This is a genomic window from Streptomyces vietnamensis, from assembly GCF_000830005.1.
GTDB classification, from domain to species: Bacteria; Actinomycetota; Actinomycetes; order Streptomycetales; family Streptomycetaceae; genus Streptomyces; species Streptomyces vietnamensis.
On the sequence record NZ_CP010407.1, the window covers coordinates 2393895 to 2410749 of the forward strand.

Consider the following 16855-nt stretch of genomic DNA (forward strand, 5'->3'; position numbering starts at 1 on the left):
CGGTGGCGCGGGAGGATCTGAGGGTGGAACTGACTCTGCTCGGCACCGGTGCCCCCCTCGGACTTCCCCGCCCCGACTGCCCCTGCGCCGTGTGCGCGCTGTCCCGTGGGGAGCGGGCGAGGGCCGCGACCTCGCTGCTCGTGGACGGGGCCCTGCTGCTCGATCTGACCCCCGGGGCCGCCCTCGCCGCCGCCCGGTCGGGGCATTCGTTGGTGGGGGTGCGGCAGGTGCTGCTCACGCATCCCCATGACGGGCCGGCCGTGGAGGTGCCCGCGGGCCTGCCCGACGCCGGGCGGGTGCCGGACGGACGCGAGTTGACGCTGATCAGCGGGCACCGGGTGCGGGCCGTGTCGATGGACTCCCCCGGGACGGGGTACGAGGTGACCTCGGCCGAGGGCGAGCGGTTGCTGTACCTGCCGCCGGGGGGCGCGCCCGCGGGGATCGCGGACGATCACCGCGGGCCGTACGACATGATCGTCGCCGATGTCACCGGGCGGCCGGACGGGCTTGCGCGGCTGCGGGCGACGGGGGCCGTCGGTCCGGCCACCGAGGTGATCGCGGTGCATCTGGACCACGACGCACCGGCGGGGGCCGAGCTGGACCGGCGGCTCGCGGCGGCGGGGGCGCGGGCGGTGCCGGACGGGACGACGCTGTACATCGGCGACTACCGCGAGGTGCCGGAGGTGCCCCGGCGGACCCTGGTGACGGGCGGGGCCCGGTCGGGGAAGTCGGTGGAGGCCGAGCGGCGTCTGGAGACCTTCCCCGAGGTGCTGTACGTGGCGACGAGCGGGACCCGGGAGGGCGATCCGGAGTGGGCGGAGCGGGTGGGGCTGCACCGGGAGCGGCGGCCGGGTTCGTGGCGTACGGCCGAGACCTGCGAGCTCGTACCGCTGCTCGCGGAGGACGGTCCGGCGCTGCTGATCGACTGTCTGTCGCTGTGGCTGACGGACGCCATGGACCGGGTGGGCGCCTGGGACGACGAGCGGTGGCGGGACGGCGGGCAGGCGGCGCTGCGGGAGCGGACGGCGGAGCTGGTGGCGGCGGTGCGGGCGACGCGCCGCACGGTCGTGACGGTGACGAACGAGGTGGGTTCGGGGGTGGTGCCGGCCACGGCGGCGGGGCGCCGCTTCCGGGACGAGCTGGGCCGGCTGAACGCGGCCTTCGCGGACGAGTGCGAGGAGGTCGTCCTCGTGGTCGCGGGTCAGGCCCTGGTGCTGCGCGGGTAGGGTGCGATCACCGAATTACCTGTCACTAGGCGGAACCCTTGAACCTCGACGACTTCTCCGATCTGATCGAGCGCCCCGACGGCGGGATACGGCGTGATGCCGAGGAGCGCCGGGAGCGGCTGGCCGTGCCGCCGGGGGCGCTGGGCCGGCTCGACGAGCTGGGCGAGTGGCTGTCCGCGGCGCAGGCCTCGGTCAAGGTGCGGGCGATCGAGCAGCCGAAGGTCGTGCTGTTCGCGGGCGACCACGGGGTGGCCTCCCTCGACGTGTCGGGCCGTACGGCGGGGACGGCGTACGAGCTGGTGCGCGCGGTGCTCGACGGGGCGAGCCCGGTGGCGGTGCTCGCCCGCTCGATGAACGTGCCGGTGCGGGTCGTGGACGCCGGTCTGGACTGCGATCCGGAGCTGCTGCCCGCCGAGGTGGTACGGCACCGGGTGCGGCGGGGCAGCGGCCGGATCGACGTGGAGGACGCGCTGACGGTCGAGGAGACCGAGGCGGCGGTCCGGCTCGGTGTCGCGCTCGCCGACGAGGAGGCGGACTCGGGCACCGATCTGGTGGTGCTCGGGGATCTGAGCGTGGGTGGGACGACCCCGGCGTCGACGCTGATCGCGGCGCTGTGCGGGACGGACGCCTCGGTGGTGACCGGCCGGGGCGGTGCCGGGATCGACGATCTGGCGTGGATGCGCAAGTGTGCGGCGATCCGGGACGCGCTGCGGCGGGCCCGGCCGGTCCTGGGCGACCAGCTGGAGCTGCTCGCGGCGGTCGGCGGGGCGGACCTGGCGGCGATGACCGGGTTCCTGCTGCAGGCCTCGGTGCGGCGGATGCCGGTGATCCTGGACGGTGTGGTGGGCGCGGCCTGTGCGCTGGTGGCGCAGCGGGCGGCGTTCCGGGCGCCGGACTGGTGGCTGGCGGGTCAGGTGAGCGGGGAGCCGGCGCAGGCGAAGGCTTTGGACCGGATGGCGCTCAACCCGCTGCTCGATCACGGCGTCCATGTGGGTGAGGGAACCGGGGCATTGCTCGCACTTCCCCTCGTCCAGGCCGCGGCGGCGTTCGCCGCGGAGCTGCCCGAGCGTCCGGATCCGACCACTCCGGACGCCGGGGACGCTGCGGAGGCCTGAGCGCGGGCGGAAGGGAACGGCCGACTCCGGGGCGGGCACGTGCGACGCGCGCGTGGCCGCCTTCGGCGTCTCCGTACGGCACACACTGCCCCATATGATCGCTTTTCATGGGAGAAGTCCGCTTGTCTGCCGAAGCAGCACCCCGGAGCACCAGCCCCCGGGGCAGCACCCCCCGTTCGCGTCGGAGCGCGGCGTTCGCCGTCTGGTACCTGCGCGTCGTCACGTTCATCAATTTCCTGGGCGCCGTCTGGGTCTCCTTCGGGCAGGACCTGCGCCGCCACAACGAGGACAACTACTTCACCCCGTACCTGCTCACCGCGGGCTTCGCCTCGGGGGTCTTCACCCTCTTCCTGGCGATCACCATGCGGCGCCGCAAGCGGGCCGCGTGGATCCTCAACATCGTGCTCAGCGGCCTCTTCCTGCTGCTCTTCGCCCTCGTGATGTTCTTCCCCGAGATCCGGCAGCACGCCCAGAACTGGATCTCGCTGGTCCTCACCGCCGCGTTCGTGCTCGCGCTGCTCCTCGGCCGCAAGGAGTTCTACGCGAAGGGCGACCGCTCCAACCCGAAGCTCGCGGCGGGGGTGGCGGTCGGCGGACTGCTCGTCACCTCGCTGCTCGCCGCCGTCCTGGTGACCGTCACCAACCAGTCCACCGGCTACTCCACCTTCATGGACCGCTGGAAGTACGGCCTGCTGCGGCTCGTCACGCTGGCCTCCGACGACGCCGGCTTCACCGGGATCCACCCCCCCGGCTGGGTCGACGTCACCATCAACGTCATGTCCACGCTGCTGCTCTTCGCGGTGCTCTTCGCCGCCTTCCGCTCCCGGCGGGCCGTCGACCCGCTGACCGAGGAGGACGAGGAGCGGCTGCGGACCCTGCTCGACAAGCAGGGCGACCGCGACTCCCTCGGCTACTTCGCGCTGCGCCGCGAGAAGAGCGTCGTCTGGTCGCCGAGCGAGAAGGCCGCCATCGCCTACCGGGTGGTCGGCGGGGTCTCGCTCGCCTCCGGCGACCCGATCGGCGACCCCGAGGCCTGGCCCGGCGCCATCGAGCCCTGGCTCGCCGAGGCGCGCGAGCACGGCTGGATCCCGGCGGTGATGGGCGCGAGCGAGGAGGCCGGGGTCATCTACGGCCGGCACGGTCTCGACGCCCTGGAGCTGGGCGACGAGGCGATCGTGGAGACCGACGAGTTCACCCTGGACGGCCGGGCCATGCGGACCGTCCGGCAGGCCTTCAACCGGGTGAAGCGGGCCGGGTACGAGGTCCGGATCCGGCGCCACGAGGACATCCCCGCGGACGAGATGGCCGAGCTGCTCCGCAAGGCGGACGACTGGCGGGACGGGGCCACCGAGCGCGGGTTCTCGATGGCGCTCGGCCGGCTCGGCGACCCCCGGGACGGCAAGTGCGTGATGCTGGAGTGCACCGACGAGACGGGTGAGTTGCGGGCGCTGCTGTCCTTCGTCCCCTGGGGTCCGAAGGGGCTCTCGCTCGATCTGATGCGCCGTGACCGGGACTCCGAGAACGGCCTGATGGAGTTCATGGTCATCGAACTCCTGCAGCGCGCCAAGGAGATCGGGATCACTCAGGTCTCGCTCAACTTCGCGATGTTCCGCTCCGTCTTCGAACGTGGCTCGAAGCTCGGGGCGGGACCCGTGCTGCGCATGTGGCGTTCGCTGCTCAGCTTCTTCTCCCGCTGGTGGCAGATCGAGTCGCTGTACCGCGCCAACGCCAAGTACCGACCGATCTGGGAGCCCCGATTCATGCTCTTCGAGAAAAGTGCGGACCTGCTGCGCATCGGCCTCGCCGCAGGGCGCGCCGAGGGCTTCCTGGAGGCCCCCGGGCTGCCGAAGTGGCTGCACCGCAGGCATCTGGAGAGCGGCCGTTGAGCCGCGCCGTCCGGGAGTTCGCCCGGCGCGAGTGGGGGCCGCTGTTCACCACCGTACGGACGGCGCTCGTCACGAAGAGGTGGAGAGCGGTCCCGATGACGCTGGCCGCCGTCTGTCTCACCGGCCTGTTCCAGATCGTGCAGAACCAGGACTGGGGCTATCAGCCGGTCCAGGACATCGGTTCCGTACGGGCCGAGGACCCCTTGTGGCTCGCGCTGCTGCGGACCCCGCTCTCGCTGTTCGTGCCCGCGCTCGACCTGCCCGTCTGGGGCGCCCTCGCGCAGGTCCTGCTGGTGTTCGGGATCGCCGAGATCTGCCTCGGGCGGTGGCGGACGCTCGCCGGCGCCTATCTGGCGACGCTGGCCGGCACGTTATACGCGCGCCTGGCCATCGCCCTCGGCCCCGACAGCCCCATCGGAATGCCCGCCTCCGACGCGCAGGTCGTCGACACCGGGCCCTCGGCGGCCGTGGTGGGCCTCGCGGTCTACGTCTGCTGGCGGTACGGGGCGCGGTGGACGGGCGCGCTCGTCGTCCTGTCCATGGTGATCGAGGTGGCGATCAAGGCGAACCTGGCGGGCAAGGAGCACATCGCGGCGATCGCCGCCGTCCTCGTCCTCATCGCGGTCCAGGCCTGGCGCGGCCGGCGTCACGACGGTGTCGAGCCCCGCCCGGGCACGCGCTCCTGGAAGCCGCCGATCAAGTCCTGAAAACGCCGCCGCACCTTGGTCCAGCGCCTGTCGTGGCGGTACGTACGGATCCGGGAGCGGGCCCTGGCCCGATGGCGGCGCCGGTAGAAGCGCTTGGACCACCAGGAGCCGGGGCGGGCCAGGCGGACGGCGCCGACGATCGCCACGAACGGGACCAGGGTCCCGAACACGGCCATCCGGAGCTTCCCCTTCACCAGGGTGACCAGGACGAGGAGGAAGTTCAGCGCGAGGCTCAGGATGAAGGCGGCCCGGTCCTGGCGCTCCTCCACCGTCATGTCGTTGACGCCGAGCGGTGAGAAGCCGCTGAGCGCGAGCCCCACGAGGGCCGTGGTGAGCACGACCACCTCGACGCTCTTGCGGCCGTCCTCCGACCAGTACACGTCGTCGAGGTGGAGGATGAGCGCGAACTCGTCCAGGACGAGCCCCACGCCGATCCCGAAGACGACCGCGAAGACGGCCCCGCCGATGCCGTGCCGGTCGCTGCCCACCGCGCCGAAGCCGCCGAGGACGGTGAGGACGACCCCCGGCACGACGTGATGGATGTGGACTCCCCCCGAGGAGACGTTCCGGAAGGGGCCCTTCCCCGCCCGGATGAGCCGGGTGACGGTGCGGGTGACCAGGAATGTCAGGACGAAGGAGGTCAGAGCGAGCAGCATCGGGAGCTTGCCCGGCTCGACGATGTTGCGGGAGAACCAGTGACCCATGCCACCCCGATCCGATTTGAGCGGTATGCGCAATCTACCGTTCAGGAGTGGCGATTACCCTGCCCGGATGGACGGCCTGCGTTTCGCCTTCGGGACCCTCACCGTGTTCCCCGCCCGCATCACCCGCTGGGACCGGGACGCGGCGCGCGCCGGCATGCTCTCGGCCCCGCTCGCGGGTCTCGTCGTCGGGCTCTGCTCCGCCGCGGCCGGCGGTCTCCTCCTGCTGCTCGGCTCGGGCCCGCTGCTCGCGGCCGTCGCCGCCACCGCCGTCCCCGCCCTGCTCACCCGGGGCCTGCACCTCGACGGCCTCGCGGACACCGCCGACGGCCTCGGCAGCGCCAAGCCGGCCGAGGACGCGCTGCGCATCATGAAGCAGTCGGACATCGGCCCGTTCGGCGTCATCGCCCTGGTCCTCGTCCTGCTCGCCCAGGTCGCCGCGCTGTACGAGCTGTACGGGGAGGACTGGGCGCACGGCACGATCGCCGCCGCCCTCGCCGCCACCGTCGCCCGCCTCGCCCTCACCCACGCCTCCCGGCAGGGCGTCCCCGCGGCCCGCCCGGAGGGCCTCGGCGCGATCGTCGCCGAGACGGTCCCGGCCCGCTCCGCGACCCTCACGACCGCCCTGGTCCTGGTCCTCTGCGCCTCGGCGGGCCTCCTCCTCTCCCCGTACGACGCCGTCCGCTCCGTCCTGGCGGCCGGCGCGGGCCTCTGCGCGGCGGCGCTGCTGCTCCGCCGGTGCGTGCGGCGCTTCGGCGGGGTGACGGGCGATGTGTTCGGCGCGGTGGAGGAGACGGCGGCGACGGCGGCGCTGGTCGCGCTGACGCTGGGCTGAGCCCGGCTAGCAGGGCTCGCGCCAGGCGTCGAGCTCGTACCGCTTCCGCATCGAGCCGAGGCCCAGCTTCCTCGCCTGCGGGCAGAACTGGTCCGTCGTCAGTTCGTACTCGACGTGGAAGACGGCCTTGCCCGCCGCCGTGAACGGGGCGAGGCGGCCGCACTCGTCGTACTCCGCGCACTGCTCGTTGACCGCGAAGTCGAAGTCCGGGAGCAGCTTCGGGATCTGGTCCAGGTCGTTCTTGAGGCCGACCGCGAGGCCCCGGTCGTGGGCCATGCTCGCGAGGAGGCGGTTGTAGCGGAGCTGGTCGGCGGCGGTGAGCGGGAAGCCGGTGCGGTTCCGGTAGCCGTCCATGTTGTCGGGCTCGACGGCGTCGAAGCCCTTGTCCCGGCACATGTCGAGGCGCTTCGCCATGAGCGGTCCGAGGAGGTCGGTGCGGCGGATGTCGAGCCAGCGCTCGCCCTCCCAGCCGTTGCCCTTGCCGAGGAGGGTCTTCGGGAAGTCGTCGGCGTCGGGGCGGAAGTCCTCCCAGGCGCCGGTGGACAGGTAGCAGATCACCTTGCGGCCGCGGCGGTGGAGGTCGGCGACGGTCGACGCCGGGTGGTCGAAGCCGTCGATGTCGTACACCGGGACATCGACCGTCGGGTCGAGCCTGCCGCTGAGCTGCCACTGCCAGCCGAGGCCGGGGGCGGGCCGCCACCGTCCCTCCTCGGTGGTCTTCGGGTCGGGGCCGGGGACGCCGGTGCAGGCCGTGGCGAGCAGCAGCAGCCCCGCGAGCAGGGGCAGCGGTCGTCTCATCGGGCGGGCTCCAGGAGGTGCGGAAGGGTGCCCCAGGGGTGCGCGCCGGTGCCCGGGACGGCGCAGTGCACCGGGGTGGCCGGGCGGAAGCCGGCGGGGGCCGCGTAGACGAGGTGGCAGTAGTGGGCGGCGACCGGCAGGTCCAGGGTCCGGTAGGTGTCCCAGGGGCCCTCGAAGGTGACGAGGAGGTCGGCCTGGGCCTCGTAGCCGGGGTCGGGGTGGGCGCCGTGGTTGAAGACGAGGGTCGCGGCCCCGGCGGCCCGGGCGGCGACCGCGATCCGGCGGTAGTGGGCGAGGGCGGCGGGCGCGGTCGCCACCTGGTCCAGGAAGGCGCCGTCGGCGCCGTACCAGTCACGGTGGCGGAGCAGTTCGGCGACGACCTCGGCGTGCGGGCGGCGCCCGTAGGCGGTGTCCACGTAGCCGAGGACCCGGACGCCGGCGGCCCGCAGCCGCCCGGCGGTCTCGGCGAACGCCGGGTCGGGCGCCTCGCCGGCCCCGCTCGCCGGGTTGAGGACGACGCCGTACAGGGACGGCGCCGCGTCGACGAGGGCCGACCAGGCCTCGGGGCGTTCGGCCGGGTGCTCGTAGTACGGCACCAGGAGGGAGGGGTTCGTCATGGCTTCCTAGGCGCGGTGGGCGGTCGGTCGTACCAGGAGGGCGCAGGTCAGGGCGGCGAGCACCGCGGCCGCTCCCCCGGTGGCCAGCGGGCCCGCCACCGGTTCCACGGTCTGCGCCGCCGCCGCGAGCAGGCAGACGGTGGCGGCGCTGAGCACCGCGCCGAAGGCCTGGAGCAGCAGCCCGAGCCAGAGCACCGTCCCGATCAGGAGCAGCGTGACCAGGCGCGGGAGCGTCGGCCAGGGCGCCCCCGGCCAGGCCAGGGTCGCGGTGAGGGTGAGGGCGAGGAGGACGGTCAGGTAGCCGCCGAGGCAGAGCACGAGGGTGCCGGTGACCGCCCGACGGAACTCGCGGGCGGTGCTGAGGGTCCGCAGCCGGGCCAGGCTCTCGCCCCGGAAGCGGTGGAGGAGCCATTCGGCGGGCCCCATGGAGAGGGTGAGCGCGATGACCGCCCCCGCCCCGCTCACCAGCGTGTCGCCCACGCCCGCGTGGAGCACGAGCAGGCCGCTGCCGAGGCCGAAGAAGCCGTACGGGAGGGAGGCGGCGCGCGGGGGCCCGCCGCGGCCGCCCGCGCCCCGGCGCACGCCCGGGCGGAGCACGAGCGAGGCGAAGGCGACGGAGGCGGTGAGCGAGGCGAGGAGCAGTCCGGTGCGCAGCGCGTCCGGCAGGTCCCAGCGGAAGGCGGGGAAGGCGCCGGTGAGCGGCAGCAGGGCGCAGAGCAGGGCCCGTTCGCGGCCGAGGACCAGGAGCACGGTCGCGGCGGCGAGGTAGAGCGACTGCCCGGCGGCGAAGACGGCGGCCGGGGTCTCGCCGGGCGCGGCGGTCGCGAGGGCGACGGCCGTCCCGGCGAGCGCGCCGGCCGGGGCGCCGGTGAGCAGGGCGCGGGCGGCGGCGGGCCGGTCGCCGAGCCCGAGCCAGGTGTAGGCGCGGTGGGAGAGGGCCTGGTTCCACACCCAGCCGGTGACGGCCCCGGCGAGCAGCGGGACGGTTCCGGCGGGGAGCCCGAACCGGCCGTGTGCGCCGGCGAGCAGCGGTGCGGCGAGGACGTACGCGAGGCCGGGGAGGGCGAAGACGAGCCCGCGCAGCAGACAGCCCGCGAGCTCGCCGTACCAGGCGCCGCCGGGCGGCGCCTCGGGCTCGGGGTGGCGCCGCTCCACGCGCGCGTAGAGGTCCTCGGCGAGGGAGAAGGAGTCGGCGCGGCCGTAGGTGAGCCGGATGTGCTCGTCGGTCATGCCGTCGGACTCGAGGATCGCGGCGATCTCGTCCGGGTGCACGGCGGCGGCGACGAACCCGTCGAGCCGTCCGGCGAGTTCGTCGAGCGGATCGCTCGCGAGCTCCCCTGCGGCGGGGGGCGGGGTGGGCTCGGCGGGTCGCCCGGCGGCGCCGTGCGGAGCCGGTTGCCCGGGGAGGCCCGGCTGGGCCCGTTGCCCGGCGGAGCCGGTCGGGGCCGGTCGCCCGGCGGCGTCGTGCGGGGCCGGTCGCCCGGCGGCGTCGTGCGGGGCCGGTCGCCCGGCGGGGCCCGGCTGGGCCCGTTGCCCGGGGGAGCCGGTCGGGCGGGTGCCGGAGGTCGGGACGGCCTGCGCGGCGGGTTGTCCGGCCGGGTGGCCGGCGGCGGCCCGGGGCGGCGGCCCGCCCGGGGCGGTCGTGCGTCCCGCGGGGGCCTCCCGTCGGGGGCGGGGGATCGCCGGCAGAGGGGTCGCCCCCGTCGCCGGGCGCTTCAGCCAGAGGGAGCCGCTCATGCCCGGGTGCCTCCTGTCACGAGGGCCGCGGTGGTGCGGCGGGGGGCGGGGATCCTGAGGCGCAGGGGTTCCTGGGGCAGCGGGACCGGGCGCGCCGGGCGGGCGCCCGCCAGTTCGCGGTAGATCCGGCGGAAGCCGTCCACGGAGCGGTGCAGGGTGAACTCGTCGATGACCCGTTGCCGGGCGCGGCGGCCGAGTTCGGCGCGGCGGGCACCGTCCACGAGGAGTGCGGAGACGGCGGCGGCCATGACGGCCGGTTCGCGGGGCGGGACGACGATCCCGGTGTCGCCGACGGCCTCCCGTACGCCTCCGACGTCCGTGGACACGGTGGCGCGGCCGCAGGACATGGCCTCGATGAGGGAGAAGGGGAAGCCTTCGCTGATGGAGGAGAGCATGACGACGCTGCCGGCCGCGTAGGCCGAGGGGACGTCGCTGATCCGGCCCTCGAAGGTCACCCCGTCGGCGACGCCCAGTTCGGCGGCGAGTTTCTCCAGGCGGGTCAGGTAGTCCTCGTTCCCGGCGGGGACCGGGCCGAACAAGCGGAGCCGCAGCTCGGGGAGTTCGGCGCGGCAGATCGCGTACGCCCGGATCAGGGTCTCCAGGTCCTTGATGGGGTCGACGCGGCCGCACCAGCTGAGGGTGGGGGTCGCGGGTTCGGGTCCGGCCTCGGGGAAGAGGGCGGGGTCGACGCCGTTGTAGACGGTGCGGATGCGGTCGGCGGGGGCTCCGCCGCGCTCCTCCCAGCGCCGGTTGTACTGGTTGCAGGGGGTGATGAGGTCGGCCTTGCGGTAGCCGAGGGTGTTGAGCTCGCGGTAGAAGCCGAGCATGAGGGCCTTGACGGGCCAGCGTTGCGCTTCGGTGCGGTAGCCGAGGTAGCGCTCGCGGAGGTAGATGCCGTGTTCGGTGAGCAGGAAGGGCACCCCTTCGAAGTGCTGCGCGGCGAGCGCGGGCAGCGTGGCGAGGCCGCTGGAGACGGCGTGGGCCACGCTGCCGTCGGCTATCCGGGCGGCGAGCGGGCGCAGGGCGTGTTCGAGCAGGTCGGTGGCGGTGAGCGCGTCGTGGACGGTGGGCCGGGCCGCGAGCGTGGGCAGGTGCGGCATGGTCCAGATCCACATGAGGGAGCGCAGGGCGGGCTCGGAGCGGAGGGCGGCGGTCAGCCGGCCCTGCCGGGCGAGTTCGGCGAGTTCGTACAGGCCGGTGCCGAAGTCGCAGCCCGCCTCGGGGTCGAGGAGGGCGAGCAGGAGGCTCTCGTACGCGGAGAGGAAGCGGCGGCGTTCGCGCCCCCGCAGGGGCCGGCGCACGGCCGGACCCTGCGGGGGTCCCCAGAGGGGGTGGGCGGTGTGCCGGGTGACGTTGGGCGGCAGCTCCCAGGTGACGGGTTCGCGGCCGCTGCCGGTGAGGGCGAGGATCTCGAAGTCGACCTCGGGCATGCCGCGGACGAGCTGGTCGCACCAGGTGCTGACGCCGCCGTGGACGTGCGGGTAGGTGCCTTCGGTGAGCATGGTGACGTGACGGCCACTGCTCGGCATGTGCGGTTTCCCCCCAGGACGTGCTGTTCGGGACGTGCCGGTCAGGCGGTCGGGAGCGTGAGGGTGACGGCGGTCTGGAGCAGTTCGGGCGTGGTCCAGGCGGAGCGGGTGCCCGCGTAGGCCGTCCCGAAGGCGGTGCTGCCGAGGAGGAGCTTCTTGCGGGTGCCCTCGGGGGCGGTGACGGGCACGGTGACGCCGGAGGGCGCCTTGACGGTGACCGTGGTGCCGATGCGGTAGGCGGTGACCTTTCCGGCGGCGACGGCCTGCTCCCAGGCGGCGCGGCGGTTCAGTTCGGTGCCGACGTCCTTCTGGGCCGGGTTGACCAGGGGCGCGTTCGCCGCGAACAGGGCCCGGTAGTCGGCGAGTACGCGGTCGAGGACGGGGTAGAGGAGCCGTTCCTCGGCGAGGTTGGACTGGTGGACGTAGTGCGGCCTGGGGTCGTTGCCCAGGACGTGGGAGAGGGCGGTGCGGGCCTCCTGCGGCACGATGTGGTCGGCGTAGCCGGTGGCCGTGGGGAGCGGGGCGGGCAGGCAGGTGGAGGCCGGGTTGGACTCGCAGATGCCGCTGCCGCCGTCGGCGCGGGAGGTGTAGATCCAGTTGTACTCATCGGTCATCTCGGCGGCGGTGCCCACGTTGTAGTACACGTTCATGGGGTGGCGGGGCACGGTCTTCACGGTGCCGGTGCCCACGGACCGCTGCTGGGGCTCGCGGGAGTTGTCGCTCCCGGTCCATTTCACGCCGTTGTCGGCGAGGGCGCCGGCGAGGTTGGGATTGTCGACGGGCTGCTGGGGCAGGGTCTTGAGGCCGGAGTGCTCGCCGGTGACGAGTTCGGAGCGGTCGACGGAGATGCCCTTGCCGACGGCCCAGTTGTGGTTGTCGCGGATCTGGCCGGAGATCTCGGAGCGGCTGACCCACAGGGTGTTGCCCGCGGTGTCCTTGGCGCACTGCCAGGGGACGACGGCGTTGTCCTGGAGGCAGCCGAGGAAGGGGTGGGTGTAGGTGTGGTTGATCCACCGGTACTGGGCGCGGTCGGCGACGAGCCGGTCGGTGAGCGCGTCGGCGCCGCCGTGCTCGGTCTTCCACTGCTCGCCCTGGCCGCCGTTGTAGACCATGTCGAGGGTGAAGCCGGAGGACTTCTGCCAGGCGGCGGCGTACTCGGCGTCGGCGGCCGTCATGCGGATCGGGTTGACGGCGTCGTCGCCGCCACCGACGCAGTCGAAGTCGCCGGGGGTGCAGTTGAGGGCGGGGTCCCAGCGGGCGTCGGGGGCGAAGACGTCGTCGACGTGGACGGAGAGGTAGTTGCGGCTCTGGCCGAGGTGGACGCCCTGGGTGAGCCAGTCGACGATGCCGCGGGCCAGGGCCCGGAACTGCCGCTGGTACTGGTTGTAGGCGAAGGTGACGACGAGTTCGCGGCGCCCGTCGGCGGCGTACTCGCCGACGAGGCTGGCCCGGCCGCCGCCGTCGACGGGGACGTCGAGGTAGCTGGTGTAGCCGGCGCGGGGACGCCCCGCGTAGCCGTAGCTCTCGGAGATCGAGGGGTCGTTGTCCTCGAAGGTCAGCGCCCCGGCGAGGTAACGGAAGGGGCCCGCCTGTCCGGCGGTGGTGACGTCGGCCCGGTGGCCGTCGAGGACGCCGGACCAGCCGCCCTGGTCGGTGTAGTCGAGGCCGACGCCGGGGTGCGCCCAGGTGTAGGCGTCGACCTGCGGGATCCCGAAGGTCCGCTCGTACGCCTGGAGGGCGGTGGCCTCGGCGGAGTCGGGGCCGAAGGCGCTCTCGTGGGGCAGGACGATGCCCTGGTACTTGGCGCGGGGCCGCCCGTCGACGCTGTCGCTGAGGAAAGCCGTGTCGAGGACGGGCCGGTTCGGGTCGTCGAGGTCGATCCTGCGGTACGGGACGCCGGAGCCCTGCAGCTCGGCGGTGATCGCCCCGACCGCGCTGCCGCCGTCGTCGACGACGAGGACGGTGAGGTCCACGCGGGGCGCCGTCGCGGCGACCGCCTGCGCGGAGGGGACGACGGTGGCGAGCAGCGCGGCGGCGGCGAGGGCCGCGATCCTGCCCGTACGAGGACCGGTGCGGGGGCCGGTACGAGGGCGGGTACGGGCCCCGGTACGGGCGCCGGCGGCGGTGCGGGGCGCGGTTCTGGGCGTACGGATTCGGCCGGAGTCCATGACTGGTGTCCCCCCTCGACGGGCCCCGCCCGAACCGGCGGAACGCGTGGAGATGTCGCAGATGAGGCGAAGGACGGTGTGTCGTCCTTGCGTGAATGAGGCGAGTGTGACCGGGAGACAGAGGCCGGAAGGGTAAACATGAAAGAGACACCACGGATGAGTGAATCCCCGCCGCCGTGAGCGAACCGGGTGAGCGAGCGTAGGCTCGTTCTCGGCGCTCCTCGGGCCGAAATACGATGCGGCGGGCACGGTCGGCCCATCCCTCGACCGCCACAGAACTCAATGGAAGCGAGATTTCACCACCGTGACTGCTCTCACTCTCAGCACTGCCGGCGCGGCGACGCTGCGCGCCGACGCCCTCGTCGTCGGCGTCGCGAAGTCCGGGAAGACGCTCGTCGTCGCCCCGGGCGCCGAGGCCGTCGACAAGGCCTTCGACGGCCGGCTCGCCGCCGTCCTGGAGACCCTGGGCGCCTCGGGTGCCGAAGGTGAGGCGACGAAGCTGCCCGCCCCCGCCGGTCTCAAGGCCCCCGTCGTCCTGGCCGTCGGCCTCGGCGCGGCCCCCGAGGACGGCGAGTCCTTCGGCGCGGAGACCCTGCGCCGCGCCGCCGGCACCGCCGCCCGTACCCTGACCGGCTCGAAGAAGGCCGCGTTCGCGCTGCCGATCGCCACCGCCGAGGACGCCGGCGCCATCGCGGAGGGCGCCCTGCTCGGCGCGTACGCCTACACCGCGTACCAGGACGGCAAGGACGCGAAGAAGCCCCTCGCCGAGGTGGCCCTGCTCGGTGCCAAGCCGCGCGACAAGGCCCACAAGGCCGCCGCCGAGCGCTCCCAGGCGATCGCCGAGGAGATCAACCGCGCCCGCGACCTGATCAACCAGCCGCCGAACGACCTGACCCCGGCCGCCTTCGCCGCCGTCGCCCAGGCCGCCGGCAAGGAGCACGGCCTCAAGGTCCAGGTCCTCGACGAGAAGGCGCTCACCAAGGGCGGCTTCGGCGGCATCCTCGGCGTCGGCAACGGCTCCGTGAACCCGCCGCGCCTGGTCCGCATCGCCTACACCCACCCGAAGGCGGAGAAGACCCTCGCCCTGGTCGGCAAGGGCATCACCTACGACTCGGGCGGCATCTCCCTGAAGCCGGCCGGCCACAACGAGACGATGAAGTGCGACATGAGCGGCGCCGCCGCCGTGTTCTCCGCCGTCGTCGCCGCGTCCCGCCTCGGCCTCGAGGTCAACGTCACGGGCTGGCTCGCCCTCGCGGAGAACATGCCGTCCGGCTCCGCCACCCGCCCGGGTGACGTCCTTCGCATGTACAGCGGCAAGACCGTCGAGGTCCTGAACACCGACGCCGAGGGCCGGCTCGTCCTCGCCGACGCGATCACCAAGGCCTCCGAGGAGCACCCGGACGCGATCGTCGACGTGGCGACCCTGACCGGCGCCATGGTCCTGGCCCTGGGCGACCGCACCTTCGGCATCATGGCCAACGACGACGACTACCGGACCGCGATCCACGAGATCGCCGAGGAGGTCGGCGAGCAGTCCTGGCCGATGCCGCTCCCCGCGGACCTGCGCAAGACCATGGACTCCCCCACCGCCGACATGGCGAACATGGGCGTCCGGATGGGCGGCGGCCTGGTCGCCGGTCTCTTCCTGCAGGAGTTCGTGGGCGAGGGCATCACCTGGGCCCACCTGGACATCGCGGGCCCGGCCTTCCACGAGGGCGCCCCGTACGGCTACACCCCGAAGGGCGGCACCGGCTCCTCGGTCCGCACCCTGGTGAAGCTGGCCGAGCGCACGGCGGCCGGCGAGCTCTGATCGCACCCGTGACAGGTACGGCCCCGGGCTCCGAGCCCGGGGCCGTACCTGTTCGCCGACGACGAAATCCGTAGGTTCGTCCGTGCTCGTGAGCCCGCCGTACGGACGATCGGCCGTCTCAGAGCCCGGCCCCGCGTCCCGTCGCCCGTCAACAAGTGCGAAGATGGGTTCTCGGCAGGACAGGGCCCCCACCACAGGGCCGAAATAAAGCGGCCGGACACCAGCCGCCGCCCGGTCGTCGACGACCGGCGACGAGCGCACATGCATGGAGGACGTGACGTGGCGAACGACGCCAGCACCGTTTTCGACCTAGTGATCCTCGGCGGCGGTAGCGGCGGTTACGCCGCGGCGCTGCGCGGAGCGCAGCTGGGCCTGGACGTCGCACTGATCGAGAAGAACAAGCTCGGCGGCACCTGCCTGCACAACGGCTGCATCCCGACGAAGGCCCTGCTCCACGCCGGCGAGGTCGCCGACCAGGCGCGCGAGGCGGAGCAGTTCGGTGTCAAGGCCTCCTTCGAGGGCATCGACATCAAGGCCGTGCACAAGTACAAGGACGACGTGATCTCGGGCCTGTACAAGGGTCTGCAGGGTCTCGTCGCCTCCCGCAAGGTGACCTACATCGAGGGCACCGGCCACCTGTCCTCCCCGACCTCCGTCGACGTGGACGGCCGTCGCGTCGAGGGTCGTCACGTTCTCCTGGCCACGGGTTCCGTGCCGAAGTCCCTGCCGGGTCTGGAGATCGACGGCAACCGGATCATCTCCTCGGACCACGCGCTGACCCTGGACCGGGTCCCGGAGTCCGCGATCATCCTCGGCGGCGGCGTCATCGGCGTCGAGTTCGCCTCCGCGTGGAAGTCCTTCGGCACCGACGTCACCGTCATCGAGGGCCTGAAGCACCTCGTCCCGGTCGAGGACGAGAACAGCTCGAAGCTTCTTGAGCGCGCGTTCCGCAAGCGCGGCATCAAGTTCAACCTCGGCACCTTCTTCCAGTCCGCCGAGTACACCGACAGCGGCGTCAAGGTCACCCTGGCCGACGGCAAGACCTTCGAGGCCGAGGTCCTCCTGGTCGCCATCGGCCGCGGCCCGGTCTCCGCCGGTCTCGGTTACGAGGAGCAGGGCGTCGCGATGGACCGCGGCTACGTCCTGGTCGACGAGTACATGCGCACCAACGTGCCGACGATCTCGGCCGTGGGCGACCTCGTCCCGACGCTCCAGCTCGCGCACGTCGGCTTCGCCGAGGGCATCCTCGTCGCGGAGCGCCTGGCCGGTCTGAAGACCGTCCCGATCGACTACGACGGTGTGCCCCGGGTGACGTACTGCCACCCCGAGGTCGCCTCCGTCGGCATCACCGAGGCCAAGGCCAAGGAGATCTACGGCGCGGACAAGGTCGTCGCCCTGAAGTACAACCTCGCGGGCAACGGCAAGAGCAAGATCCTCAAGACCGCGGGCGAGATCAAGCTCGTCCAGGTCAAGGACGGTGCCGTGGTCGGCGTCCACATGGTCGGTGACCGCATGGGCGAGCAGGTCGGCGAAGCGCAGCTGATCTACAACTGGGAGGCGCTGCCGGCCGAGGTCGCGCAGCTCATCCACGCCCACCCGACGCAGAACGAGGCGCTCGGCGAGGCCCACCTGGCCCTGGCCGGCAAGCCTCTGCACTCCCACGACTGACGCTCACGTCATCACAGGGCGCGACGACCACTTTCCGCAATTCGTTAGGAGCAACTGA

General features: G+C 73.2%; 13 protein-coding genes. 7 read left to right on the top strand and 6 right to left on the bottom strand.

Annotated elements, in window-relative coordinates:
- Positions 1–23 precede the first annotated feature (23 nt).
- From SVTN_RS10545 to SVTN_RS44970, 4 genes are all read left to right on the top strand, one after another.
- Positions 24–1226, top strand: a complete 1203-nt coding sequence (locus SVTN_RS10545; RefSeq protein WP_041128856.1) for a bifunctional adenosylcobinamide kinase/adenosylcobinamide-phosphate guanylyltransferase — start codon at positions 24–26, stop codon at positions 1224–1226.
- A gap of 38 nt (positions 1227–1264) precedes the next feature.
- On the top strand, positions 1265–2341 hold the full coding sequence (gene cobT / locus SVTN_RS10550) for a nicotinate-nucleotide--dimethylbenzimidazole phosphoribosyltransferase (RefSeq protein WP_041128857.1): 1077 nt from the start codon (positions 1265–1267) through the stop codon (positions 2339–2341).
- A 107-nt stretch (positions 2342–2448) separates the two neighbouring features.
- A complete protein-coding gene (locus SVTN_RS10555) occupies positions 2449–4227 on the top strand; it encodes a phosphatidylglycerol lysyltransferase domain-containing protein (RefSeq protein ID WP_041128858.1) in 1779 nt (592 codons plus the stop codon).
- Entirely contained in the window at positions 4224–4934 is a 711-nt protein-coding gene (locus tag SVTN_RS44970; protein WP_041128859.1) for a hypothetical protein, read from the top strand. Before SVTN_RS10555 ends, SVTN_RS44970 begins: the two co-directional genes overlap by 4 nt.
- Here SVTN_RS44970 and SVTN_RS10565 read toward each other — a convergent pair.
- Positions 4874–5638: a hypothetical protein gene (locus SVTN_RS10565; RefSeq protein ID WP_041128860.1), complete on the bottom strand. Its 765-nt coding sequence runs from the start codon at positions 5636–5638 to the stop codon at positions 4874–4876. The two genes, SVTN_RS44970 and SVTN_RS10565, sit on opposite strands and share 61 nt — an antisense overlap.
- Before the next feature lie 67 nt (positions 5639–5705).
- Between SVTN_RS10565 and cobS the strand changes: the two genes are divergently transcribed.
- Positions 5706–6470, top strand: a complete 765-nt coding sequence (gene cobS, locus SVTN_RS10570; RefSeq protein ID WP_245727488.1) for an adenosylcobinamide-GDP ribazoletransferase — start codon at positions 5706–5708, stop codon at positions 6468–6470.
- Positions 6471–6476: 6 nt separating this feature from the next.
- Here cobS and SVTN_RS10575 read toward each other — a convergent pair whose 3' ends face one another.
- From SVTN_RS10575 to SVTN_RS10595, 5 genes are read right to left on the bottom strand one after another with little or no spacing between them, the layout of a single operon-like run.
- Positions 6477–7268 (bottom strand): endo alpha-1,4 polygalactosaminidase, encoded by a 792-nt coding sequence (locus SVTN_RS10575; RefSeq protein ID WP_041128862.1) that lies wholly within the window; start codon positions 7266–7268, stop codon positions 6477–6479.
- Complete coding sequence (locus tag SVTN_RS10580) at positions 7265–7885, bottom strand: spherulation-specific family 4 protein (protein WP_041128863.1); 621 nt, start codon at positions 7883–7885, stop codon at positions 7265–7267. The genes SVTN_RS10575 and SVTN_RS10580 overlap by 4 nt, the downstream gene beginning before the upstream one ends.
- 6 nt (positions 7886–7891) lie before the next feature.
- Entirely contained in the window at positions 7892–9622 is a 1731-nt protein-coding gene (locus tag SVTN_RS10585) for a hypothetical protein (protein ID WP_245727489.1), read from the bottom strand.
- Positions 9619–11151 carry a GT4 family glycosyltransferase PelF gene (gene pelF / locus SVTN_RS10590; RefSeq protein WP_041128864.1) on the bottom strand — a complete coding sequence of 511 codons (1533 nt, stop codon included), beginning with the start codon at positions 11149–11151 and terminating at the stop codon, positions 9619–9621. Before pelF ends, SVTN_RS10585 begins: the two co-directional genes overlap by 4 nt.
- A gap of 41 nt (positions 11152–11192) precedes the next feature.
- Positions 11193–13319 carry a hypothetical protein gene (locus SVTN_RS10595; RefSeq protein ID WP_078908283.1) on the bottom strand — a complete coding sequence of 709 codons (2127 nt, stop codon included), beginning with the start codon at positions 13317–13319 and terminating at the stop codon, positions 11193–11195.
- A 304-nt stretch (positions 13320–13623) separates the two neighbouring features.
- Between SVTN_RS10595 and SVTN_RS10600 the strand changes: the two genes are divergently transcribed.
- Entirely contained in the window at positions 13624–15129 is a 1506-nt protein-coding gene (locus tag SVTN_RS10600) for a leucyl aminopeptidase (RefSeq protein WP_041128865.1), read from the top strand.
- 279 nt (positions 15130–15408) lie between these two features.
- On the top strand, positions 15409–16797 hold the full coding sequence (gene lpdA / locus SVTN_RS10605) for a dihydrolipoyl dehydrogenase (RefSeq protein WP_041128866.1): 1389 nt from the start codon (positions 15409–15411) through the stop codon (positions 16795–16797).
- Positions 16798–16855 lie beyond the last annotated feature (58 nt).